This is a genomic window from Microcoleus sp. PH2017_28_MFU_U_A, assembly GCF_020738035.1.
In the GTDB taxonomy this organism is placed as follows: Bacteria; Cyanobacteriota; Cyanobacteriia; order Cyanobacteriales; family Microcoleaceae; genus Microcoleus.
In genome coordinates this window covers 22,003-47,120 of the sequence record NZ_JAEQCX010000036.1, presented here as the reverse complement: position 1 = coordinate 47,120, position 25,118 = coordinate 22,003, and the positions used below count along the sequence as shown (strand labels likewise).

General features: G+C 44.4%; 15 protein-coding genes and 1 pseudogene. 9 read left to right on the top strand and 7 right to left on the bottom strand.

From position 1 onward, the window contains the following. Nucleotides 1-25: 25 nt before the first annotated feature. Nucleotides 26-166 (top strand): annotated as a pseudogene (locus tag JGK14_RS07140) (transposase); the annotation flags it as partial. 191 nt (nt 167-357) lie between these two features. Here the strand turns inward: JGK14_RS07140 and JGK14_RS07135 are convergent. The 4 genes from JGK14_RS07135 to JGK14_RS07120 all read right to left on the bottom strand — a co-directional run bounded on the left by JGK14_RS07135 (nt 358) and on the right by JGK14_RS07120 (nt 5,033). Next, complete coding sequence (locus JGK14_RS07135) at nt 358-681, bottom strand: DUF1825 family protein (protein WP_293176096.1); 324 nt, start codon at nt 679-681, stop codon at nt 358-360. A 286-nt stretch (nt 682-967) separates the two neighbouring features. Further along, nucleotides 968-1,585 carry a signal peptidase I gene (gene lepB, locus JGK14_RS07130; RefSeq protein WP_293176094.1) on the bottom strand — a complete coding sequence of 206 codons (618 nt, stop codon included), beginning with the start codon at nt 1,583-1,585 and terminating at the stop codon, nt 968-970. Nucleotides 1,586-1,736: 151 nt separating this feature from the next. Then, nucleotides 1,737-4,214: an ATP-dependent Clp protease ATP-binding subunit gene (locus JGK14_RS07125; protein WP_293176091.1), complete on the bottom strand. Its 2,478-nt coding sequence runs from the start codon at nt 4,212-4,214 to the stop codon at nt 1,737-1,739. A 597-nt stretch (nt 4,215-4,811) separates the two neighbouring features. After that, nucleotides 4,812-5,033, bottom strand: coding sequence for a hypothetical protein (locus tag JGK14_RS07120; RefSeq protein ID WP_293205590.1), 222 nt, complete (start codon nt 5,031-5,033; stop codon nt 4,812-4,814). Between the two features lie 953 nt (nt 5,034-5,986). Here JGK14_RS07120 and JGK14_RS07115 point away from each other — a divergent pair. From JGK14_RS07115 to JGK14_RS07100, 4 genes are all read left to right on the top strand, one after another. After that, a complete protein-coding gene (locus JGK14_RS07115; protein WP_293205588.1) occupies nt 5,987-6,319 on the top strand; it encodes a hypothetical protein in 333 nt (110 codons plus the stop codon). Nucleotides 6,320-7,067: 748 nt separating this feature from the next. Then, the gene (locus JGK14_RS07110; RefSeq protein ID WP_293205586.1) at nt 7,068-12,407 is read left to right on the top strand and encodes an AAA family ATPase; all 5,340 of its coding nucleotides are present in this window, start codon (nt 7,068-7,070) and stop codon (nt 12,405-12,407) included. Nucleotides 12,408-13,162: 755 nt separating this feature from the next. Further along, nucleotides 13,163-15,310 (top strand): adenylate/guanylate cyclase domain-containing protein, encoded by a 2,148-nt coding sequence (locus JGK14_RS07105; RefSeq protein WP_293176089.1) that lies wholly within the window; start codon nt 13,163-13,165, stop codon nt 15,308-15,310. Continuing rightward, on the top strand, nt 15,303-16,781 hold the full coding sequence (locus tag JGK14_RS07100) for a mechanosensitive ion channel family protein (protein WP_325314896.1): 1,479 nt from the start codon (nt 15,303-15,305) through the stop codon (nt 16,779-16,781). The genes JGK14_RS07105 and JGK14_RS07100 overlap by 8 nt, the downstream gene beginning before the upstream one ends. A 485-nt stretch (nt 16,782-17,266) precedes the next feature. On the opposite strand, the gene JGK14_RS07095 is transcribed toward JGK14_RS07100, so the two are convergent. Both JGK14_RS07095 and JGK14_RS07090 read right to left on the bottom strand, forming a co-directional pair. Beyond that, a complete protein-coding gene (locus JGK14_RS07095) occupies nt 17,267-18,100 on the bottom strand; it encodes an inositol monophosphatase family protein (protein WP_293176085.1) in 834 nt (277 codons plus the stop codon). 176 nt (nt 18,101-18,276) lie between these two features. Next, complete coding sequence (locus JGK14_RS07090; protein WP_293176083.1) at nt 18,277-19,710, bottom strand: BCD family MFS transporter; 1,434 nt, start codon at nt 19,708-19,710, stop codon at nt 18,277-18,279. Between the two features lie 271 nt (nt 19,711-19,981). Here JGK14_RS07090 and JGK14_RS07085 point away from each other — a divergent pair, with 271 nt between their 5' ends. Together JGK14_RS07085 and JGK14_RS07080 are read left to right on the top strand one after the other, a co-directional pair. Further along, nucleotides 19,982-20,926, top strand: coding sequence for an aldo/keto reductase (locus JGK14_RS07085; protein WP_293176328.1), 945 nt, complete (start codon nt 19,982-19,984; stop codon nt 20,924-20,926). 220 nt (nt 20,927-21,146) lie between these two features. Beyond that, nucleotides 21,147-21,665: a methyltransferase family protein gene (locus tag JGK14_RS07080; protein ID WP_293176081.1), complete on the top strand. Its 519-nt coding sequence runs from the start codon at nt 21,147-21,149 to the stop codon at nt 21,663-21,665. On the opposite strand, the gene JGK14_RS07075 is transcribed toward JGK14_RS07080, so the two are convergent. After that, nucleotides 21,645-22,970, bottom strand: coding sequence for an NB-ARC domain-containing protein (locus tag JGK14_RS07075; protein ID WP_325314895.1), 1,326 nt, complete (start codon nt 22,968-22,970; stop codon nt 21,645-21,647). The genes JGK14_RS07080 and JGK14_RS07075 overlap by 21 nt on opposite strands. 341 nt (nt 22,971-23,311) lie before the next feature. Between JGK14_RS07075 and JGK14_RS07070 the strand changes: the two genes are divergently transcribed. Both JGK14_RS07070 and JGK14_RS07065 read left to right on the top strand, forming a co-directional pair. Further along, complete coding sequence (locus JGK14_RS07070; protein WP_325314894.1) at nt 23,312-24,679, top strand: glycoside hydrolase family protein; 1,368 nt, start codon at nt 23,312-23,314, stop codon at nt 24,677-24,679. 30 nt (nt 24,680-24,709) lie between these two features. Next, a complete protein-coding gene (locus JGK14_RS07065; RefSeq protein ID WP_325314893.1) occupies nt 24,710-24,973 on the top strand; it encodes a hypothetical protein in 264 nt (87 codons plus the stop codon). The last annotated feature ends 145 nt before the right edge of the window (nt 24,974-25,118 follow it).

Genomic DNA, 25,118 nt, shown 5'->3' with positions numbered 1-25,118 from the left:
TTTTTTCGACCTTCCCACAGTATAGAGTGAATTCCCTGAAAGGGTGAATGAGTTTTATCGTAAAGATGTTTTGTGGAGCAGTTCGTATTTTATTGCTTCTTGCCGAGGTGTTACCGTCTCCATACTTAGGAAGTATATTGAGAATCAAGACTCTCCCAAAGATTGATTTGCGGTAACTGAGTCTAATTGTCGGGCTGGTGTTCCTCCGACCGACGAGCCTTTCATCCCTACGGTAATTTAGTCGGGGTACGGAGCGTAGCAATTGAGATTCATCCCCTCTAAATACACCGAGGGACTTCCCGGCTGCTAGTTAATTATCAGTTGACAGTTGACAGTTGATAGTTGTCAATTGTCAACTTATGATTGCTTTTCCAGTTCAGATTTCATCCGCTCCAGCGTTGAGTTCATTTGCTCAAACATCTGCTGGGGCGTGATGCCAAATTGATTTAGCTGTGTTTTTAACTGCTCTACAGTCATCTGAGCCATGAAGTCTTCAGACAGCTCGAAGCGCTTCATAAAAATACGGTAGCGATCCATCATTGATTCCATCTGAGCGATGAACATCTTCTTGCCTTCGCGATCGAATTTGCCGTAATTCCCGCCTAGTGCGACGAGAGATTGATAGTCTTCAAACAACAGCTTGGCTTCTTGCTGAACAATTTCTGAATCAAAAAATCCCATAGCTTTCCTAATTTTTAATATTGAAGTGATTTTGATCTAGGCGGGAAATCCCGCTGCTTTTGGTACTATTTTATCAGTTGCCGGAGGAACTCTCTACCGCTCAAGGCGCAAAAATCAGTAGAAATTTCCGTACAGGATAAGGCATGGGCATCGGGAATTGGGAATTGGGAATTGCGAAGTCGAGGGATGGGGCATGGGGTCTTTATGGCATTGGGCTTGCAATAACAACTGACAACTGACAACTGACAACTGACAACTGTCAACTGTCAACTGTCAACTGACTTCTTCAAACTTGTCCGATACGCTCAAGTGGCCAAAACCTCAATACAGCCCGGCCGATGATATTCTTTTTAGGTAAAAATCCCCACCTGCTAGAGTCGTTACTGTTGTTGCGGTTGTCTCCCATCACGAAGTATTGATTTTCCGGGACGACATAAGGCCCCCACTGGTATTTAGGAGGTTCGGCAATATATTTCTCAACGAGGGGTTTGTCGTTGAGGTAAACTAGACCTTTTTTCACAGCTACTGTTTGACCTGGTAAGCCAATTACCCGCTTGATAAATGCTTGGTCTGCGGTAAAGCCTTGTTCTTGCAACTGTTCCGGCGGCGCAAATACTACGATGTCACCAGTTTTTGGAGGTTCCAGGTAGTAGGATATTTTTTCGACTACGACGCGATCGCCCACGCGCAAAGTTGGTACCATAGAATCTGAGGGTATGAAGCGCGGTTCTGCCACCAACGCTCGAATCACTATTGCTAAAGCCAAAGCAATAATCACAATCTGAAGATTTTCTCGCTGCGATTTCCACGCTTTTTGCCACCACGGGCTTGTGCTGAGCGAAGTCGAAGTATCAGGTAGGTTTTCTGCTACTTCTGTACCAAAATTCTTTTCTTCAGATGTCATTTACTCCTCCTATAATTTTATTGACTCTTATTCATAAAAAAGGCAGAGAATTAAGATTCTCTACCTTTTTTATATGCTGATTTTGAGTTATTTACGATCGCGCAATTTGCGATCTTAAAACTTTACTCGCGATCGCACTTACTCAACGCACTTACTCAGCGCCTTGGGGCAGCAATTCCCGTTTTTGACCTTGCAGCACCTTGACAATTCCATCGTCGCCCACATCTACAACAGCGATATCGCCATCTTTGATGCGGCCAGAAAGGATTTCCTCAGCCAAGCTGTCTTCCAACAACCGCATGATCGCGCGGCGCAGGGGCCTGGCTCCGTAGCTGGGGTTATAGCCTTCTTCTACTAGCCGTTCCTTGAATTTTTCGGTCACTTCCAGAGTGATTCCCTGTTCTGTCAAGCGGCCGAACACTTCTTTGAGCATGATAACGGCAATTTCCTTGACTTCTTCCCTGTTCAACTGACGGAAGACGATAATTTCGTCAAGTCGGTTGAGGAATTCTGGGCGGAAGTAGTTCTTCAGTTCTTCGTTAACCAAGGAGCGAATGCGGTTGTAATTAGCATCAGCTTGGTTGTCGCCGAACTCGAAACCGAGGCCGCCGCCACCTTTTTCAATGACCTTAGAACCGATGTTGGAGGTCATGATCAGCAGCGTGTTTTTGAAGTCCACGGTACGACCTTTGGCATCTGTTAAGCGGCCGTCTTCCAATATTTGCAAGAGCATATTGAAGACATCGGGGTGGGCTTTTTCGATTTCGTCAAACAACACGACGGTGTAAGGACGACGACGAACTGCTTCTGTCAGTTGTCCGCCTTCGTTGTAGCCGACATAACCAGGAGGAGAACCGATAAGTTTGGAGACGGTGTGACGTTCCATGTATTCGGACATATCCAACCGAATCATGGCGTCTTCGGAACCGAAGAAGTAGCCGGCTAAGGCTTTCGTCAGTTCGGTTTTGCCGACGCCTGTGGGCCCGGAGAAGATGAAACTGGCGATCGGGCGATTGGGATTTTTCAAGCCAACGCGAGCGCGGCGGATGGCACGGGAAACGGCTTTCACTGCTTCTTCTTGACCGATCAAGCGCTGGTGCAAGGTATCTTCCATGTGCAGCAGTTTTTCGGATTCAGATTCAGTCAGTTTGTTGACCGGTACGCCCGTCCAGCTTGCGACGATTTGAGCGATATCTTCTTCGGTAACTACTGGCGAAGGGTCGGTTTCGCCGGTGCGGGCCGAGTCAGTTTTTTTGGCTTGGGAAATCGCGCGAATTTCGGCTTTGATCGTCATTTCGCGATCGCGCAATTCACCTGCTTTGTCAAAGTCTTGAGAACGCACCGCTTCGTCTTTATCTTTCAGGACTTGGCGGAGTTCTTTATCAAGTTCCTTAGCTGCGGGCGGCAGTTGGGAGTTGATCAGGCGGACTCTCGAACCAGCTTCGTCTACCAAGTCAATTGCTTTGTCTGGGAGGAAGCGGTCAGAAATATAGCGGTGAGACAGTTTGGCGGCAGCTTCCAGGGCTGTATCCAAAATTTTCAGCTTGTGGTGCTGTTCGTAGCGTTCCCGCAAACCGAACAGAATCTCGATCGTCTCGTCAACGGTGGGCTCGCCGACCATCACGGGCTGGAAGCGCCGTTCGAGGGCTGCGTCACGCTCGATGTGCTTGCGGTACTCATCTAAGGTTGTAGCCCCGATACACTGGAGTTCGCCTCTAGCCAAAGCTGGCTTGAGAATGTTCGCTGCGTCGATCGCCCCTTCAGCCGCACCAGCACCGATCAAAGTGTGCACTTCGTCAATCACCAAAATCACGTTACCCGCCGTGCGGATTTCGTCCATGATTTTTTTGAGGCGTTCTTCAAATTCCCCCCGGTATTTCGTACCAGCTACGAGCAAGCCGATATCGAGGGTAACGACGCGCTTATCTTCGAGGATATCTGGGATATCGTTGTTAGCGATGCGCTGGGCCAGACCTTCGGCGATCGCAGTTTTGCCGACTCCAGGTTCGCCAATAAGTACCGGGTTATTTTTAGTACGGCGACCGAGGATTTGAATTACCCGTTCGATTTCTTTTTGCCGTCCGACTACGGGGTCAAGCTTACCATCAACCGCCATTTGAGTCAGGTTGGCACCAAATTCGTCCAATGTTGGGGTTTTAGTGCGAGCTCCGCCGCCGGTGGCTGCGACTTCTGCCGTTTCTCCCAGCATCCGAATCACTTGGGTGCGGACTTTCGACAAATCTACTCCCAGATTTTCCAGGACTCTGGCCGCTACTCCTTCACCTTCACGAATCAGGCCGAGCAGCAGGTGTTCTGTACCTATATAATTGTGTCCGAGTTGGCGAGCTTCTTCGAGGGACAGTTCTAGAACCCGCTTGGCGCGAGGGGTGAACGGAATTTCGACTGCTACGAAGCCCGAACCGCGCCCGATGATTTTTTCGACCTCAATCCGAGCATCTTTGAGGTTGACCCCCATTGATTTGAGGACTTTGGCTGCAACTCCGGTTCCTTCTCCAATCAGACCCAGGAGGATCTGTTCTGTCCCTACGAAGTTGTGACCCAGGCGGCGAGCTTCTTCCTGGGCCAACATGATTACTTTTATTGCTTTTTCTGTGAAGCGTTCAAACATGGTTTATTCCCACCTGCTATGTGCCCGTTTTGAGGTCACGCTCGCACAACGAGCGTTTTTGTTCGAGTGTTAACTCGTAATGCTAATTCTAGCGCGACACTCCCACCGCGAAAGCCGCACTCGGCTGCGGTTGCAGATTCCAGGCTCATGTTGCAGGGTGGCTTTCAACTGGGAAGACCCAAATGGTGGCTGACCTACAACCTCCCCTAGACTGCAAGAAGATTGCTCTTCTCGGCCTGTGCCCAACCTACGACTACGTATTGATGGATTCTAGCACAATGTTTTTGATATGAAGTCTATTAATCCAGTCGGATGCGCGATCTTTTGTTAACTTGAGCTTGCTTTAAACTCTGTTCTCATTTTCTCCCGAACAACTTTTAGACCGCTGCGCGATCGATCGCTATTGTCCAAACACAGACACGCTACATATAACGTCCCTGCGTAATTCCTGTTAGTTTTTGTTGCAAAGTAATGCGATCGGTTGATACAATATTTTCTATAATTGTCAACGCAGAGCGACTATTTTCGAGATAAATCTATCCCTAGTCACGAGCCCCAAAAATTACCCACGGCTGATGGGGTTTATCTCTGAGAAATTCACCTTGCCAAGCATACTGAAGGTTGTTCTTCTAAAAATTGTTGAGCATTAAATGTTGAACCGTCCGGATGTCCGTAGCGACCCAAGAAACTCATTTCTTTAGCCATTGTACTATCCGTTACTTTACCATCATTAGCTCCATAAGGATAGTAAGGCCCAAATTCTAGAGGATTAAATGGAGCAGGATCGCGATCGTCAGTTCTTTGTGAAGTTTTGCCCATTCCTCTTGCTCCTAATGCAGATCTCTATCTGTATTATCGACATAGATTAACTTCGCTGTTGATAAGAGCTGACGATCGAGTAACATCATCAGAAGTTAAACTTAATCATAAGACCCCAAAAACCAGTTTCTAGAGGCTTCTGAGTCGTCGGTGCGATCGACCTATCTACTCGTTCTACTCGTTACTAGGCTCTGCCTGGTAATGCAGATCCGGAGGCTCTGCCTCCAATTTTCGCGATCGCAAGCCAAGAGAATAGAGAGTTTATCCATAATATTAAAGAATAGTTAAATTTTAATACAAAATACTAAAACTCTCAAAAACATATGATATAAAGGTTGAATTAATAGTAGGGTTCGCTCGCCAAATCGCAACCGTACTCAAATTCACCTCTGTTTCATCGTTAAGGAGGGAAAATATGCAACAAAGATTTTAGTGATCGTCCGATGGTGGCAAAAACACAATAGCTCACATCATTTAAACTGTCTAAGTCGGAAAATCAACCAACAACCAATTCAACGAATGTCAGGAACTCAGGGAATCAACGCCACTGAGCTTGTAAGAAATTGCAAGCTGTTCTGACCAGACCCCTTGAAAAAGGATACGTTATTTAGGTCACGACACCGACGAATGCGACGCCAGTTTTCCGCTCTGTCATCTGCGATTAAACAGTTTTAAAGTCACTGAAACAGTGTCGCAGGTCTAACAAGCCTTTATAACCAGGTCGAGGCGAACATTACCCCGTAAGGGAGGCTCCAAAAGAGCAAACATTATGCGTACAGGGTTGCAAGGTTTGAGGCGGTAACTGTCCTGCCGAAAGTACATTACAAAAGTACACCAAGTTAAGCAACTCCAAGGCGGTAATGGATAAAGAAAGATTCAAGGCGGTTGAAACCGCCGGGTCGTTTCCCTCTCAGGACTAAAGTCTCTGAGTTTCCCACTTACCGAGCTATTTTATGACAAATACTAATTCTACCTTTTCCAACTATCCTCAATACATCACAAGAGGAGGCGATACGGCTTTTGCACCCCCTTACATTCTCAATGAGACAAAACTCTATGGATTTGTCTTGGAAGGAACCTCGGAAAATTTACAGAATCTCTGCAACAAATATCTCAATATACCAGGCCAAGATCAATTCCAATACCGTCCTGCTGCTAACCGTGTGCTGATGGTATTTGATACGATCGCGCACATTAATTCTACACAACCTCCCGGCAGTGACAAAGGTTTCTTCTCTGAAACAGGGGAGGTCATGTTTTGGGTATTGACTGAGGCAGGAAAATAAGAGGGAGGGAAATTTTTGGTCGATCACCACACTTGGTTTATTCCCTATATTTTTGTCGATTATACACCAGCTAATGCTTTTCAACCCATAGCTTCATTGTCTTTGAAGACGAAGATAAACATGGTCGTTGGGCTCCTTGGAATTTACATTTTCCTTACTTTAAGAATGAATTTCCTTGGTTCGATCGAGATATTAAAGCTGGTTCCCCCTGGGAATACATTTTCAAGATGCTTGAGTTCATGCTACATATGTACTCTCAGTTTTGGCGGATTAATATTACTCCTTCAGAGCGTTATGTATTGTCTGTTCCTGGTAGCTACCAGTTTCGTCTCCGCGCCGATGGTTCCAGGTGAGATAATCGCCCTCGCGGGTTCAATAACCTCTACCTAACAGGCGATTGGGTCGATAATAGTTTCAATTCTGGGGTATCGAAGCGACTACGATCGCAGGAATGCAAGCAGCAAAGGCTATTATCACACAACAGTTCAGCCAGGAATATCATCGGCAGCAAAATTATGGGCGAGAATGATGCTTGGCCAAAACCTCGATCGCTTAACTTCTCGATCGCAGAAGGAGATTAGGCAAAGAAGATAGAGTAAAATCAAAACCACAGGGGAAAAGTATTCACATATAGCGCAGTATCTTGCCCGCGATAGTTCCCCATTCAGCTTTTTAATGCCAAAGTTTTGGGAGTATTTCCATCTTCGCAGTTTGGAAATACTCCTTGTAGCACCTTACTATAAAAAAAATGCTTAAACTTGACGGCTACCAAATTCTCACTCAAATCTACGAAAGTAACAACTCCAATGTTTATCGAGGCATCCGCCAAGACGATAACCAACCCGTTATTCTCAAATTCCTCAAAGAAGACTATCCCACACCTTCGGAACTCACCCGCTATAAACAAGAATATGAAATTACTCGGAATTTGAATCTTGATGGAGTCATTAAGGTTTATGAATTAAAACCCTATAAGCGGACTTTAGTTATTATTCTTGAGGATTTTGGCGCGTCATCTTTAAAACACTTGATGAATGAGTGTAAGGCAGCAAGCACGCCGGCATTTCCCCTACAGGAATTTCTTCGCATTGCTATTAAAACGGCTGAGATTTTAGGCAGTATTCACGCACAAAATATTGTCCATAAAGATATTAACCCGGCGAATATTATTTTCAACCCAGAAACCGGGCAGCTCAAAATTATTGATTTTGGTATTTCTACAGTCTTAACCCGCGAAAACCCTACCCTGAAAAATCCCAATGTTTTAGAAGGTACTTTAGCATATATTTCACCAGAGCAAACGGGAAGAATGAACCGTTCCCTAGATTACCGCACCGACTTTTACTCCCTCGGTGTCACTTTCTATGAGTTACTAACGGGACAACTCCCTTTTGAAACCACGGATGCACTGGAGTTGGTACATTGTCACATCGCCAAAGTGCCAATATCTCCCAATATAATTAATCCAGAAATTCCCCAAGCCATCTCAGATATCGTGGTGAAACTGATGGCAAAAACGGCTGAGTATCGATACCAAAGTGCTTTTGGAATCAGAGTTGATTTAGCAGAATGTTTGCATCAGTTAGAAACCAAAGGAAATATATCAGATTTCTATTTGGGTACTCAAGATATTTCTGACCAGTTTCAAATTCCCCAAAAACTCTACGGGCGCGAGGCAGAAGTTGAAGCCTTACTGACAGCTTTTGAGCGAGTAGCAACCCCCCTTTCATCCCCCCTTAGCAAGGGGGGACAGAGGGGGGTAGAAATGATGTTAGTGGCTGGTTATTCTGGCATTGGCAAATCATCGCTAGTAGCCGAAATTCACAAACCAAATACCCGACTGCGCGGCTATTTTACGGCGGGCAAATTTGACCAATTTCAAAAGAGTATTCCTTACTCGGCTGTTGTCAAGGCCTTTAAGGGATTGGTGCGGCAACTATTAACTGAAAGTGAAGCACAACTCGAACAATGGCGAGAAAAACTTAGAGCTGCTTTTGGTGCAAACGGTCAAGTAATTATTGATGTAATTCCCGAAGTAGAACTGATTGTCGGCGAACAGCCACCCGTGCCAAAATTAGGGGCAAGCGAGTCGCAAAATCGGTTTAATATTGTCTTCGGTAACTTCATCCGAACATTTTGTACAAAAGAGCACCCCTTAGTCATATTTCTCGATGATTTACAGTGGGCAGACTCCGCGACACTTAAGTTAATAGAACTGATGATGACAGACGCAGATATGCAATATCTGTTTTTAATTGGAGCTTATCGGGATAATGAGGTTAGCCCAATCCACCCTTTGATGATGACGCTTGATGGATTGCTCAAAGATGGAGCCACTATCAATTATATTACCTTAGCACCTTTAGAGCTAGAAAATATTAGTCAACTGATTGCCGATACATTATATAGCAACACTGATTCGGTAAAAACCTTGGCAGAGCTAGTGATGCAGAAAACAGGTGGTAATCCATTCTTTGTCAATCAGTTTCTCAAAACCCTGTACGCAGAAGATCTAATAACTTTTGATTCTCAACAGCATAGTTGGCAGTGGAATATCAACCAAATTGAAGCACAAAATATTACTGATAATGTTGTAGAATTGATGATAGGCAAGTTAAAAAAACTGCCCCCCCTCACACAGCAGGTTTTACGTTTAGCATCTTGTATAGGTGCTTCTTTCCACTTAAGCACTCTTGCTATCGTTAGTGAAAAACTCAAAGAGGTAATTTTCCCCGACCTAGTTGTGGCAGTTCAGACCGGATTCATCTTGCCGACATCAGAGTTAGATCAAAACCTATTAATTCAAGATTATAAATTTCTGCATGACCGGATACAACAAGCATCTTATGCTCTGATTGATGATGATCGGAAAAAAGCAGTGCATCTCCAGATTGGGCGGCTGTTGCTGGCGAATTTATCTGCTGAGGAACTGCCAGGAAAAATCTTTGAAATAGTCGATCATTTGAACTTAGCTGGGGAATTAATTGCTGATGAATCGGAACGGGTTGAATTAGCACGATTGAACTTGGAAGCGGGGAGAAAAGCCAAAGCTTCAACGGCTTACGCGGCTGCTTTAGAGCAATACTTTACTACGGGAATAGAGATGTTGCCGACAGATGCTTGGCAAGAGCATTACGATCTGACTTTTAGTTTATATCGAGAACGGTCTGAATGTGAATATCTATGCGGTAACTTTGAAAAAGCAGAAGAGTTATTTGGCTTGATATTAACTCAAGTTAAATCTAATGTAGAAAGAGCCGAAATTCAGAATATTCGTTTAGTTTTGTATGATAATACAGGCAAATTTGTAGAAGCTGTTGGCATTGGATCGGAGGCTTTAAAATCCTTGGGATTAAGTTTGCCTACAACCGATAAATCGGAAATTTTGTCTGCCCTTGACTTAGAGTTGGAGTTATACAGAGCCAATCTGGAGCATATCAAAGTTTCTGAGCTAATTGATGCCCCAGAAATGTTCGATCCAGAGATTAGAGCTTGTATGACTCTCTTAATGAATATTACTGGGCCAGCTTATTTCGTAGATCAAGATTTGTTGGCTTTGATTTCATTAAAAATGGTCAATCTTTCTCTGGAAAACGGCAACTCAGATGTATCGGCTCATGGATATGCTTTTTGGGGATTCTTGGCAGGTGCGAGATTAGTTGATTATGAAGTGGGTTATGAATTTGGTCTATTATCGATGAAGCTCAACGAGCGATTTCATAATGTTAATTTGGCTTGCAAAGTTTTTAATATGTTCGGTGGTCTGATTAATCCCTGGCGAAGCCATCTTAAAAAAGGAATTCCGTTTCTGAGGAATGGCTACCTAGCTGGAGTGGAAACTGGAGATGTTTATGTCAGCTACAATTCTTACCATTTGATTCTGCAAAGAGTTCTATGTTCTGATAATTTTGATAGCATTCTTGAAGAATCTAACAAACATCTTGAATTTCTAAAGAAAATAAAAAATAATGTTTTTGCTGGTATTCAGCAATTACAGCGGCATTTCATTTTAAATTTACAGGGATTAACCCTGGATAAATTTTCTTTTAGCGATGAGTATTTTGATGAATTGCAGTGCCTCCAGATGTGCGAGGAAAAATCTTTTATGCCTGGAATAGCAGCTTATAACATCTTTAAAGCCCAAATTGTATTTTTCTATGGTGATTATGAAAACGCTTTAGAATATATTAAAAAAAGCGATGAAATCATCGTTTTTATTTCAGGTATTCCCACTCAAGGCGAACATTATCTTTACTATCCTCTAATTTTAACGGCTCTTTATCCCACTGCTACCGATGCACAGCAGCACGAATATGGGGAAATTATTAAAGCCTGTCAGCAAAAGATGAAAATTTGGGCAGATAATTGTCCTGAAAACTTCCTGCATAAATATCTACTGGTGGAGGCAGAAATCGCTCGCATTACAAATAAAGAAATAGAATTGACATGGGACTTGTACGATCGCGCCATTGCTTCAGCTCATGAAAATGAGTATATTCAGAATGAAGCTTTAGGTAATGAATTGGCAGCTAAATTCTGGTTAGGGAAAGGCAAAGAGGAAATTGCCCAACTTTACATGAAAAAAGCCCATTATGGCTACCAATTTTGGGGTGCCAAACGCAAAGTTGAGGATTTGGAGCAGAAATATCCGCAGTTGCTACCCAAGGTATCTGCCAAGAAAAAAACTGATTTGCAGGCTACTGCTACTGGGATAGCTTCTTCAAAAACTGGAGGAAGTTCAGATATAGACTTGTCCACAGTTATCAAAGCTTCCCAAGTTCTTGCTGGTGCAATTGTCCTCGACCAATTATTAGCAAAATTAATGAATATTGTGCTGGAGAATGGAGGCGCACAAACAGGTTTACTGATGTTATTAAACAATGGTAAGTTAACTATTGAAGCGACTGGTCAATTCGATCCACAAAAAGTGGAAGTTTTGCAATCTATTGCTGTTGAAGACTGCGACGATCTGCCAATGGGGATGTTTAAATATGTCGAAAGAACTCAGGAAGATATAGTGCTATCAGATGCTACCAAAGAGGGTATATTCATTAGTGAACCTTATGTTGTAAAAAATCAGCCTAAGTCGGTTTTATGTGCTCCTATTATCAATCAAGGCAAATTGCTCGGCATTCTGTATCTAGAAAATAATTTGACTGCTGGGGCATTTACGATCGAACGTTTAGAAGTCCTTAAAGTTCTATCTTCCCAAGCTGCTATTTCGATTGAAAATGCCTTGCTGTATCGCACTTTAGAAGATAAAGTCAAAGAACGCACGGCTCAACTAGCTGAAGCGAATCAAGAAATTAGCACCCTCAATGAACTCCTGAAACAAGACAATCTGCGTATGAGTGCAGAACTCGATATTGTCAAACAACTGCAACAAATGGTATTACCCAAACAGTCAGAATTAGAAGCAGTTGACGGCTTAGAAATAGCTGGCTTTATGGAACCAGCAGACGAAGTTGGTGGCGATTACTACGACGTATTGCAACAGGATGGTCAAGTCAAGATTAGTATTGGCGATGTCACCGGACATGGTTTAGAAAGTGGCGTGTTGATGATTATGGCACAAACTGCTGTCAGAACGCTTCAGAAAATGAACGAAACCGATCCAGTGAAATTTTTGGATGTTATAAATCAGACTCTTTATGACAATCTCCAGCGCATGGATTCCCCGAAAAATATGTCTCTCGCCATCTTAGACTATGCCGGAGGTGTGCTGAAATTGAGCGGACAACATGAGGAAACGATCGTAGTGCGTGCTGATGGAACATTGGAGTGCATAGACACGATGGATTTAGGATTTCCCATTGGCTTAGTAGACGAGATTAGCGACTTTGTTGCTCAAGCAGAAGTGCAGTTAAATCCTGGGGATGTGGTGGTGCTTTATACTGATGGAATTCCTGAAGCTTTTGATATTAATAAAGCGCAGTACGGATTAGAGAGATTGTGGCAAGTTGTGATTGAAAATCGTCAGCTTTCGGCCGCAGAAATTCGGGAAGCTGTGATCGCTGATGTGCGGGAGTATATTGGTGTTCAGAGGGTGTTTGATGATATTACTTTGGTGGTGTTGAAGCAGAAATAGAGTGTTTATTAGCATGAGTTGGCTAAATTCTACTTTTCCTAGTTTTGCAATCTTCGTTACAAGGTACGTAGTTGCGCTTCAGCGCTCTTTCTAAGATTAGGAAAGAGCGCTGAAGCGCAACTACGTACCTAATTTGTCTGACGACAATAAAACCACCCTGTTTGGTTCGGGGGGTTAGGGGGGATCTGTCTTAGGTGAACCGTATTGGTCTATAAATCTCCATAAACTTACTAATTTCTAGAGCAAAATAGCCATAAGTTACTCTTAAAATAATTAAAAATTTTTCTCTATTATAATGCCAATGTGCATCTTTTGAAAGTTTAATTAGTCTTTCTTTTGGCTCTTGAGACAGATGGTTTATGGCTGGCATATATCTGGCGATCGCTTGCCTATGATATCAATTCCGTTAGCATCTGAATTATTAGCAGCCAAAATGAGGAGACGGCAGTGCCGTGTCCCTACAATTGATCGTGGTAGGGACACGGCACTGCCGTCTCCTCTATATCATTCCGATGGAGCCGGAATTGATATGATATGTTGATATTCTACAATATAGATGCACAGCAGCTTAGAATCTGCTATCCAGGATTTCTCTTTTTGTGCTGTTGGGCAGTAGAGCGACTGTTGTGAGCCGATCGCCAAAAGATGTCAAATGGGTTCTATAAATGAAAAGCGATCGCTACCAATGGTGAAAGATTACTCTTTAACTTCTTAGAGATGAAAGAAATAATACCCAGACTCTCAGGAAAAATCCTATGCAATTAGTGAATCATTTAAGTATAAAAACAAAACTCATAGTCATGTTGCTGGTAGTCAGCCTTTGCGCTATGCTTGCGAGCACGTTTATATGCTCTAGCAGTGGGAAAGCTATTCTGACCGAAAAAGTCTTTAACCAATTAACCAGCCTTAGGGCTGTGAAAGCTTATCAAATCCAAGATTATTTTGAAAACCTTAAAAACCACACCCAAACCCTCAGCGAAGACTTGACAGTAGTCGCAGCCCTACAGGAATTTAAGACGGCTTACAGCGAACTTGAAAAGTCTAAAATTCCAGCGAATTTTGACGCAAAAATTGATACCTACTACCAGAAAGAATTTTTAACCAAACTAACGCGAACTAACGATGGTTCGCCTGTTCTGGCAGCATACAGGCCAAAAACACCCGCTGCTCGTTACCTACAGTACCACTACATCGCTGCTAATCCGAACCCCGTTGGCAAGAAACTTCTCCTTGATACTCCAGGCGACGCCAGCGCTTACAGCCGCGCTCACGCCCTCTACCACCCTATTTTTCGCAATATAGTTGAAAAATATGGTTACTACGATATGTTTTTGATCGATCGCGAAGGAACTGTTGTCTATACGGTTTTTAAAGAAGCCGACTTTACCACAAGCTTGATCGATGGCCCCTACAAAGAGAGTAACCTAGCAAACGCGATCGCCGCTGCACGACAGGCAAAGGGAAAGGGGTATGTGAAAATAGTAGATTTTAAGCCCTACAGCCCTTCCTACGGTGCGCCTGCGGCTTTTATCGCTGCTCCAATCTTTAACGGCTCGGAATTTATTGGTATTTTGGCGTTCCAGTTTCCCGTTGACAAAATTAACAATGTGATGACTGGTAACAAAAATTGGAAACAAAGTGGTCTGGGCGATTCAGGAGAAACTTATCTGGTTGGGTCGGATTATCTAATGCGCTCTGCATCTCGTTTCCAGATAGAAGACCCAGAAGGTCATGCAAAAATTCTAGCCTCTATCGGTACTGATGAAAAGACCATCAAGAAAATCAAAGAGTTCAATACTACAATCCTCCTACAGCAAGCGCAAACAACAGGAGTGAAGGAAGCGTTATTTGGGAAACAGGGCACCCAGGTGATCGACGATTATCGTCATATTCCTGTTTTGAGTTCTTATTCTCCACTAGATATTGATGGATTGAGGTGGGTGATATTGGCGGAGATGGATGTTTCGGAAGCCTATGCGTCAATTCACTCCTTTCAAAAAACAATTGTGATGGCAGCTACTGCAATCATCGCGATAATCACGGTTGTTGCCATGTGGCTGACCGCAATCTTTGTCAGACCCATCAAGAAGTTAATCGCTAGTGCCCGCCTGGTGGGGGCTGGAGAAGTTGACGCGGTGGTTAAATCTGGTTCAGAAGATGAATTTGGAGAGTTAGCTAAATCATTTAACCAAACGATAGGCCGCCTTCGTGCCGAAACTCAACTAATTCAACAGAAAAATCGCGAAAATGAAGCATTAGTCTTAAATATATTTAGTCCCGCAATAGCCAAACGCCTCAAACAGGGCGATCGAGCAATTGCCGATCAGATTTCTCATGTCTCGGTTTTGTTTTCCGACCTCCATCGATTTACTAAGCTCTCTCAAACCATGTCAGCTCCCGAAGTTATCGCTCTGCTTGATGAACTGGTAACAGCCTTTGATGAAATGACCGAAAAATACGGTTTGGAGAAGATTAAAACTATTGGTGATGGTTATATGGCTGTATGCGGGCTGAGTGTGCCACGTTTGGATCATGACAAACGCACGGTGGATTTTGCTTTGGAAATGCTGGCGTTTGTCCACCGATTTAATTATGAAAAAGGCTTGGATCTAGACGTAGAAATCGGTATCAATTCAGGAGATGTGGTTGCAGGTGTCATTGGCAAAAATAAATTGCTCTATGATGTTTGGGGTGAGAGCGTAAATATTGCCAATAGATTGAAGTCGGCTTGTCCCCCCGGCGCAATCTTTGTGTCTCAAGATATCTACGATCGCCTGCACGATCTCTACGATTTTGAGTTGGTTGGTGAAATTCAAGAATCTGGAAAAGAAAAGTTAGTAGCTTGGCAAATCACAAGTTATAAGCTTCCAGTAAATGTTGGATCGGAGGAAGTCCATGAATAATTTAAGCTCTTCAAACGACTGGGAGATGTGGGCAGTAATTGTCGGATTAGGGTTCCCACTCCTCGTCGTTTTACTAGGAGAGGTTATTTATCACCTACAAAGGCACGCTAGACCACTGGCGACTACCCTGCTGGTTATAAAAAACCTTGTCCTGCCGGTCTTAATGGTGATGATTTTAATCAGGAATGTCCTGAAGCTTGACGTTAATGGGAATTTTCCCAAGCTCGTAGCAACACTGTTCTGGATATCTGCCATCTACGCATCTCTCTCGCTGCTTAATGTGATTTTGTTTGAAGAAGCTGAGGCTAATACATGGCGGGCACGGATGCCCAAATTGCTGATCGATCTTTCTAAGTTTTTTTTGGTGCTTGTAGGAAGTGCGATCGTGCTAGCGGCAGTGTGGGGTGCTGATTTGGCCGGTCTTGCTACTGGATTGGGCGTTAGCTCAATTGTGATCGGTTTGGCGCTTCAGGACACACTAGGCAGCGTCATGTCTGGCATGGCGCTGCTTCTAGAACGTCCCTTTAGCGTTGGTGATTGGTTGCGGATTGGAGATATCGAAGGTGAGGTAGTTGATATCAATTGGCGATCGGTTCGCCTGCTCACTCTCCAGCGCCAGATGATAATCGTTCCTCATCAGTTCATTGGAAAAGGAATCATCTATAATTACAGCCAACCAGAAGGCATTTATAACCAACGCCTCAATATTGGTTTTTCCTACGATAGCCCGCCTAATCTCGTGAAGCAGGTACTAACAAGTACAGCCTTGGCTACCCAAGGAGTATTAGCGGAACCGGAACCAAATATTAAAACCAAATCCTATGATGAGACTGCAATTATGTATGAGGTGGAGTTCTTTGTCAAAAACTTTGAGGATGTAGACCAGATAGTCGATCGATTTATGACGCGAATTTGGTACGCAGCGCAGCGAAACAACTTAACGTTATATCGTTACCGATACTCGTATCCTGTGGAACCTGCTGATAAGGCAGATAGCGCTTCAACTAAGTTAGCCCAAAGCCTGCACTCAATTCCCGGATTTATGCCTTTAGCTAGAGAACCCAAAAATTTGGATGACTTAGGTAAGGGAACTATTTTACAGAAGTTTGGTGCGGGAGAGAAAGTCATCCGGCAAGGCGAGCCTGGTAATGCTTTGTACATTATCATTGCGGGTCAGGCTAAGGTCACAGTCAGGAACCAGTTTGGCATGGAGTTGGAGGTAATGACTATCTTGCGTGGTGAGTTTTTTGGGGAAATGGCACTATTTAGTGGGGAACCGAGTCCGGTATCAATCGCCGCCGTTGACGATTTGCAAGTTCTTGTCATCTACTCAGATGCTGTAAATACAATGATTGAACGCCAACCAAGCTTGGGGCGCGAGATAGGTCAAATTATAGAGGCGCGAAGCAAAGCGGTAAGTATGGCCGCCCAGGCAGATGTTTCGTCAAGAGTTCAGGTTGATTCCCTATGAGGATTTTGAAGTAAATTGATATCGAGTAACCAATTAAGGGCTCGGGACTAATTTTCTGTTCGGCTTGTGACAATTTTACCATTCTTGGGGCTGGTGAAAAAGCACGGTCATAGACCGTGCAAAGCATAACGAATCACAACCGCCTATGCAAGACCCATTGGTGACAAGTTAAGGTGACTACTGGTGTGTAGATGCTTTGGTAGTAGGTGATCTTCTCCCAAGCTAGAAGCGAATGGACGGCAGAATCTGGCAGCAGCTTCTGGCAAGGTGAGGCAACACTCTGCAAAAATTGTTGGAGAGAGAATGGACGCACGATTTGGCATTGCCGGGAAAGAGATCTTTTGGTTTGTAAGGCAATTATCTATGTATATCTTGCCTTACAGATTTTTTTTGTCACTTTTTCAGTGCCATTTGACTAAAGTCCGCAAGAAAGAAGGACTGAAGTCCGAACGATCGAACCTATTGGGTTCGAGGCGACTTTAAGATTAGCCCATTTTTTTCTTCTTCCAAGCTTCAACAAACGGCAAAAACACCGACACTAATTCCTGGCGACTCATCACCAAAGTTGGAAAAGAAACCCTCGCATAATTCTTACCCACTTCCAGCGGAAAAATCGCTTGGGATTCCAGCGGTAGCCAAACCGCACCCGCAGCCTTGACAATTACCCAACTCCCAGCAATATCCCAAATTTTAGGAGTCGCTTCAACTCCTCCCATCGCCACACCGGAAGCCACCATTAAAAAATTGTAACTAGCCATCCCCAACATCCGAATTTTACTCGGAAGATGAGGCCCAATTCCCACACTCCGCGAACACAAATTAAAAATATGATTTCCACTCAGTTTATCATCACTCGGGCGAATCGGGCGATCGTTTAAAAATGCACCTTGAGGCATATTTGTCAATACAGGATCGTCCGCCAAATTCTCTGCATAAAAACCGTGGAAAGTTTGATTCAGGGGTGGCAAATGCACGCAGCCAAAAACTGGAGTTCCGCGATATAATAGACCTAAAGAAATCCCCCAAATTGGAATGCCCCGAGCAAAATTAGTGGTAGCATCGAGAGGATCGACAACCCAACACCATTCAGTATCGGGTAAAACGTGCTCTCCTTCTTCGCTCAAAATCCCGTGACTGGGAAACGCAAGTGCGATCGCATTTCTAATCTCTGCATCCGCCCAATTGTCAGACTGCGTAACCAAACTGCCATCAGATTTCTCATCCGCTTGTGCAGAACCGAAATCTTTCAAAAACTGCTGTCCGATTGTTTTGACAGTTGTCTGAGAAAAAGTTAGAATAGAGTTCCAAAAATCTTGCATTAGTTACTGGTTTGTAGGAGAAGACGGCGGTTGAAACCGCGCTGATAAAAACGAAGACGGCGGTTGAAACCGCGTCTACAAAAACGAAGTCCGCCTCCGCGGACTGAAGAGAACTTTCTTCAACCCGCGGAGGCGGGTTTGGTCTGTATAGACGCGGTTTCAACCGCCCGGTATTCTCAGTCTAATTCATTTTCAAGGATAGTTGCGATCGCACTTTTAGCATTATCCTGAAATTCTGCAACATCCACCAGACTCAACAGATACAAAGCGAAAATCATACCCACAGCCGGCACTGCAAAAACCAACCCGTAAGCCAACATCGGCACTCCAAACAAAGTCCTGCCAAAATCCAAAATAGCACCGCCGCTAACCGTAGCAAAACCCCGCGCCATCGCCTGCGACAAACCCCAAGCGCCAATAAAAGTCCCCGCAGTTTCCGCAGCCGTCAAATCCAACATCAAACTCAGTGCCCCCGTCGTTGTAATTCCCGAAGCTAACCCGAAACACATCAAAGCCGACTTAAACACAATGGGATTACCAGTAAATCCCGATAAAATAATCAAGCCAAAACAAGCCGCCACCGACAAACAACCCAATCTAATCGTATTTTGCTTGCCAATCCGCGGCACAATTAAAAAACCAGTTGCGCTCAAACCGATGAGAACACCAGTACCGTAAATAGCATTCAACCGCGTACTTTCCGAAATCGGCATCTTAAAAATTTCCCCGCCGTAGGGTTCCAAAACGGCATCCTGCATAAACAAACAAATTGTCATCACCAGCAGGAAAGTAAAAAACAAACCAGTTTGGCGGCTAGCAGTCAAAATCCGCAGCGCACTTCCTAAAGTAATCTTATCTTCTCGATTAACTGCGATCGATCGCGCCCCGTAACGCGAATACTTCTTCTCAACCCCAAAAGTTGCAATCCCCACCAACAGCAAAACCACCGCCGGCACCTTCACAAACAAACCATTAATCGAAGCCTGCAACACTTCCCGCGGCACATCCCCATCAATCTGCTTCAGCAAACCGCTGCTGACAATCGCCCCGATAATAATACCAACCATCAGCATCGACCACACCACACCCACCAACTTCGATCGATCTTCCTCATCGGAAACATCCACCAACAAAGCAGCAAAAGGAGTCGAGCTCGAACAAATCGCGATACCGTAAACTGCAAAAACCAAACCCAGCAAACCCACCCAGCCGTAAGTCGGAGTCGTCCACCCCACAGCGTCTAAACTAGCGCCCAAGCGCCACATCACCTGCACCGCCAAAAAAGCCGAAATCACAAACAACAGCCCTCCCATCCACACGTAACCCGTGCGGTGATGGCCAAACAAAGGCTTAGCATCCGACATTTGCCCGAACCATACCCTCGCTGGCGCCACAAACTGGTGCATCGCCAGGGTACCAGCCACCACAGTAGCCGGAATCGCCAACTCCTTAATCATCACGCGATTGAGTACCCCCAGGGTCAAAATCGACATCATGCCCAGCCCCATCTGAAACAAGCCCAGGCGGAACATCGTCGCGAGGTCAATTCTCTTTTGGGCAGCAGTCGTGGAATCTGTTAATGTAGAATCTGGCAAACGGTCGATCGGCATAACTTTTCAAATAAAGACAACATTTGAATTTATAGTAACTGAGATATTGCAATCGGCCGCCATTATACCCACAGCTAGAAGCTCAAATGACATTATTCATATAAAAATAAAGAGAATCAATATAGCAACCGCCACCTGAAAGCGCGGACATAAATAACCTCATGAATCGATCCCCGATCCCGCGATCGATAAACCGTTTGATTCCCGTACTATGTAACTGTCAACTGTCAACTGTCAACTGTCAACTGCTATAACTGTGGATTTACCAACCGTGACAACTATCACCCTAGGACAAAATGGCCCAGCCGTCATTCCCCTGTGCGTCGGAACTTGGGCTTGGGGCGACAAACTATTTTGGAACTACGGCAGCAACTACGGCGCCGCCGAAGTAGAAGCAGCATTCAACACATCCCTAGATGCCGGAATCAACTTTTTCGACACAGCCGAAGTCTACGGTAACGGCTTGTCAGAAGAATTGCTGGGACAGTTTATCAAAAAAACTAGCCAACCCGTGCAAATAGCCACCAAATTCGGCCCCGTACCCTGGCGGATTACCGGAAAATCAGTTTCCGAAGCCTTGAGTGCCAGCTTAAAACGGTTGCAAGTAGAACAAATAACCCTCTACCAAGTACACTGGCCTTTTAGTTTTTTACTGAGTCAAGAAACTCTGATGAATGCCTTAGCAGACGAAGTAAAACAAGGCAGAATTCAAGCAGTAGGAGTCAGCAACTATTCCGAAGAACAGATGCGCGAAGCTCACAAAATACTAGCAGCCAGAGGCGTCCCCCTAGCAACAAATCAAGTCCGTTACTCATTGCTATCGCGGCAAGTAGAAAAACAAGGAATTGTACGTGCAGCCTCGGAATTGGGAGTAACAATTTTAGCTTACAGCCCCTTAGCCCAAGGATTGCTCACCGACAAATACACAGCCCAAGAACCACCTACAGGAGCCCGGAAAATGGACTCCCGATTCGGCAAAGTGGGCCTTGAAAAAATCGAATTAGTCATGTCTACCTTGCGAAAAATGGGGAGAAAGCGCGATCGCACGCCCGCGCAAGTTGCCCTAAACTGGTTAATAGCCCAAAACGGAGTTATCCCAATTCCCGGCGCCAAAACCGCAAAACAAGCCGAAGAAAACGCAGGCGCCCTAGGCTGGACTTTAAGCCAAGATGAAGTCAACCAACTAGAACTAATGACACGTCCCTGGCGAGAATAAATCTCTAATAGGTATGTAGTTGCGCTTGAGCGCTCTATCCGAGGTACGTAGTTGCGCTTGAGCGCTCTATCCGAGGTATGTAGTTGCGCTTGAGCGCTTTATCCGAGGTACGTAGTTGCGCTTTAGCGCTCTTTAAACGCGATCGCACAACTACAAACAATCTACCAGATGCGCCCAAAAATGTCAGTTCCACAATCCCTAGCCGAACTTTCCTCTTCCTATGAAAAAACTATTAACTGACTGGGGTTTCACGCGCCAAGGCTGGAGCAACAACAGCCGGGGCGAATATTTAGTTTTTCTGCAATTAGTATTACTTGCAGCATTTACAATCTTACCAGTTTATCAACTACCCGGATTCAAAATTCAATCAACTCAATTAATTTATCTTACCTGGTTTTTAGCAAGTATTCTCAGCTCTATCGGATTAACTTTCATCATCAAAGGACTGATAGATTTGGGGAAAAACCTCACACCTTTACCCTATCCCAGAGAAGACGGAGAATTAGTCCAAACAGGCATTTACGGAATAGTGCGGCATCCCTTGTACAGCGGCGGCATCTTCGCAGCCCTCGGCTGGACAATCTTTCAATTCAGTTTATCTCATTTAATAGCGACTGCAATTTTACTAATATTTTTTGACATCAAATCCAGACGCGAAGAAACTTGGTTGAGCGATAAATATCCCGACTATTCAGAATACCGCCAGCGAGTAAAAAAACTAATTCCGGGCATTTATTAAAAGTTCGATATTGCTCGAACGACAGTTTCGTTCGAGCAATCGTTCTCTGACATACTCGGCGATCGCAGGTTGTAGCATTAAACTGGTGGATGCGGTATAATTAAGCGATCGCTCATCGAAAATCAGCGATCGCTCGGCCAGCGCCTCCAATGCTTCCATCAGTTGCCGTCCCGAAACTTCGGGCAAAATTTCAGCTTTTAGCTTCGCAGGAGTCGCTGCTTCTTGGTTAATGGCTAACCAGTACATGATTTGTTGTTGCAGGGGAGACAGGCGATCGAATTGGCGATCGAGCAAATCCCACAAATCGCTAAAAACAGTATTTCCTTGCGCTAAAAATGCCTTTGTGTCACCGCCAAAAAGTGTTTGAATAGTCGTTGCAGCAAGTTTTATAGCAAGGGGATTCCCACCAAAGTAGTTGACAATATCTCTACTTTGTAGTAGCGTTGCCTTTAATCCTTTATCCGCAAGGATTTGCTGGCATACAGGCGGTGAAAGGCCGAAGAGTTTGAGCGATCGCACGGGCAAATTTTCACCCGATCGCACAGCAAACCCGCCGGGTTGTTCTCGTCCGGTTAAAATCAGACAACTTTGGTGTGGTTCGTCAGCAATGCGGGCAAATAACTGTCGGTAATCTTCATAACCTTGTTGATATTGTCCGCTGCGATTTCCTGCTTGCAAAATCGACTCCAGATTGTCGAAAATTAACAAACAGCGTTTTTGCCGCAACTGTTCCATGAGAGCATGAATAGAGTGATTGGTTTCGGCTGATGAATTAGTTAAAATTGGTAAAATATCGCTGAGGATAGCATCTAATGTCGGTGCTTGCTGCAAACTCCGCCAGATCGCGAATTCAAATTTAGATTGAATTTGCTGAGCGAGTTTGACAGACAGAGAAGTTTTGCCGATACCGCCAATTCCAAAAATACCGATCGCACGGGTAGAATCGCCGCTAATCCAAGTTTCTAATGTTTCTAATTCCTGCAAGCGGTTGTAAAAATAGGAAACATCGATCGCTTCTCCCCAATCTTGGATGCCCGCACTGCTCTGCTGGTAGCGGCGCAAGACAGCGTGCAGATTGTGCTTTGAGACTTTTTCCCCAAGAATTTGAGAGAGAGTTCGCCACAAAAGCGAACCGATGTGTTTGATATAGTCGAGTTCGTAAAGTAGGCGATCGGCTATCTCTTGATAAGAATGTCCTTCCCAAGTTTCCAGAAAGACGTGGGATTGAATGTCAGTGAGTTTTTGCTTTTTGTTAACGGATTGTAATATACGATCGACTATGGCGATCGCCTCTTGTCCTTTCATAGTTTGTTATTTTGCCCTGTTCAGCAAATTTACTGATTATTCTGGGTATTAGTCGCATTTCAGGAAATATAAACAAATTTACACAATTAATCGAAAGCAATAGGGTTACAAGCCCTCGATACAGGCTGTGAGATAAATTCCCTTATCTAAAATTTAACATCTAAAATCGATTGACTGCTAGCAGTCTTTAAGGGAATTTACGTAAGTTTACAAAAGCTTGTCACTTTTTCTCACCGGCAGGGCGATTGAAGGGGTTTATTCTTTGAATTAAGTCAGAGCAAGAGTTGCTCTGACTGTTGAAATTTAAACCACATTCAATATTTTGACACTAAAGGAGAAATATGAAACCTTCTAACGAATGCTTTGAACTAATCAAAAAGTGGGAAGGACTCCATAAGAAGCTTCCTGATGGACGGATTAAAGCATACCGAGACCCTGTTGGTATTTGGACAATTGGTTATGGCTCGATCGAGCATTTGGATCGCAGCCGACCGATTTTAGAGGGTGATATTATCACCCGAGAAGCCGCAGAGCGGTGGTTGCAAATTGAGGTTGCAGAAAAAGCAGAAGATGTCGAGCGCTTGTGCCAAGTTAAACTCAAACCATGTATGTTTGATGCCTTGGTTTCTTTCACTTATAACATCGGCATTGGCGCATTCGGCGAGTCAACTCTGTTGCGAGAATTAAACAAAGGCAATTATCAAGGAGCAGCAAGGGAATTCGATCGTTGGGTACATGGTGAAGATAATGGCACAAGAAGATCGCTCCCAGGATTGGTCGATCGTCGAAACGACGAAGAAGCTTTATTTCGGCGCGATGGTTTTTCAGATATAGATGTAGCAATAGGCTTTGTCATAAAGCCTAAAGATTTGGCTCAACCGCCGAAGGGAGATTTTCCCTATAAACCTGCTCCCATACCATTACCGTTCACTCGTACCCTTCAGAAACGACATATTGGAGAAGACTGTTACATACTTAATTGCGCTCTAGCAGGACTCAAATTTCTTCGTTTAGGTTCTCAGCCTAACGAATTTACTGACATTACTGATAGCGCAGTCAAGCTTTTTCAAACCCGCGAAGCTCTTAGCCGAGTTGATGGTAAGGTAGGTCCAGAGACGCGACGGGCTATAGAGAATGCTCTCAAGCGTGCGCGTGAAGACGTATCTGTCAATTCATCTGGAATAGATGGAGGTGTATACTGCCGTCTCACACGTACACGAAGAGATGCCTACGAAGGACTTGAATGGTGCAAACTCGATTTCGTAGATCCACAAGGCAATGTAGTTGTTGATTCATTAGATGTTATTTCTGGTGAACCGGGTGCTCAGAGCTTTTTAATGTGGGACGATCCTGAAAGTCAACCAAATAATGGGGCACCTATCCCACAAGATAACTACTACATTTCGGATATCGACTGGGCTGGTGGTAAAGACAATTACAATGCTTCACACCCCATAGATGGAGATGGACTCGGGCCTGTATGGGTACCTCTTGTTAAAGCGAAAGAGCGTTACGAAAGTTGTGAAACAAAACGTATTGGCTGTCGAGATGCCTTCGGCTTTCATGGGGATTGGAACTGGATTCAAAGTCGTACCTGGCCAGGCAGTATAGGATGCGTGTGTCCTACTACAATTGATGATTTGAGAAAACTTGTGAAATTGCTCCGCAAGTACGATCCACGCCTGTTAGTTGTGGACTGGGGACTGTAGATATTTTTAAACATTTAGGAGGTCAATCAAATGGCACATTCTTCTATGATTGAGACTAAACCAAATTCTTCTGAACATGGAGAGGGATTTGCCGAATTTTTTCAGGAGAATAATGGACAATACTCGGCAATGCGAGCCATGAGTTTTATTGCACTGATTGCAGCGATTGTGTTTGGCGCGATCGCAATAAATACCAATAATTCTGCTGGCAAAGACATTACAACTGCTTTTTTAGCTGCTGCTTTCGCACCAAAAGCTATTCAAAGATTTGCAGAAGGTTCCCCGCCTAAGTAAAGTCGAGTTAAGGCGATCGCACTTACAACCTTCATCTCCTAACAAAATCACGGGAAATGAAGGTTGCAGGTACGCGCGAGCGAAGCTATCCCGAACGCGCGTGCGTTCCCGAAGGGTAGGGAATCGCTCTTTCCCCTGATTAATA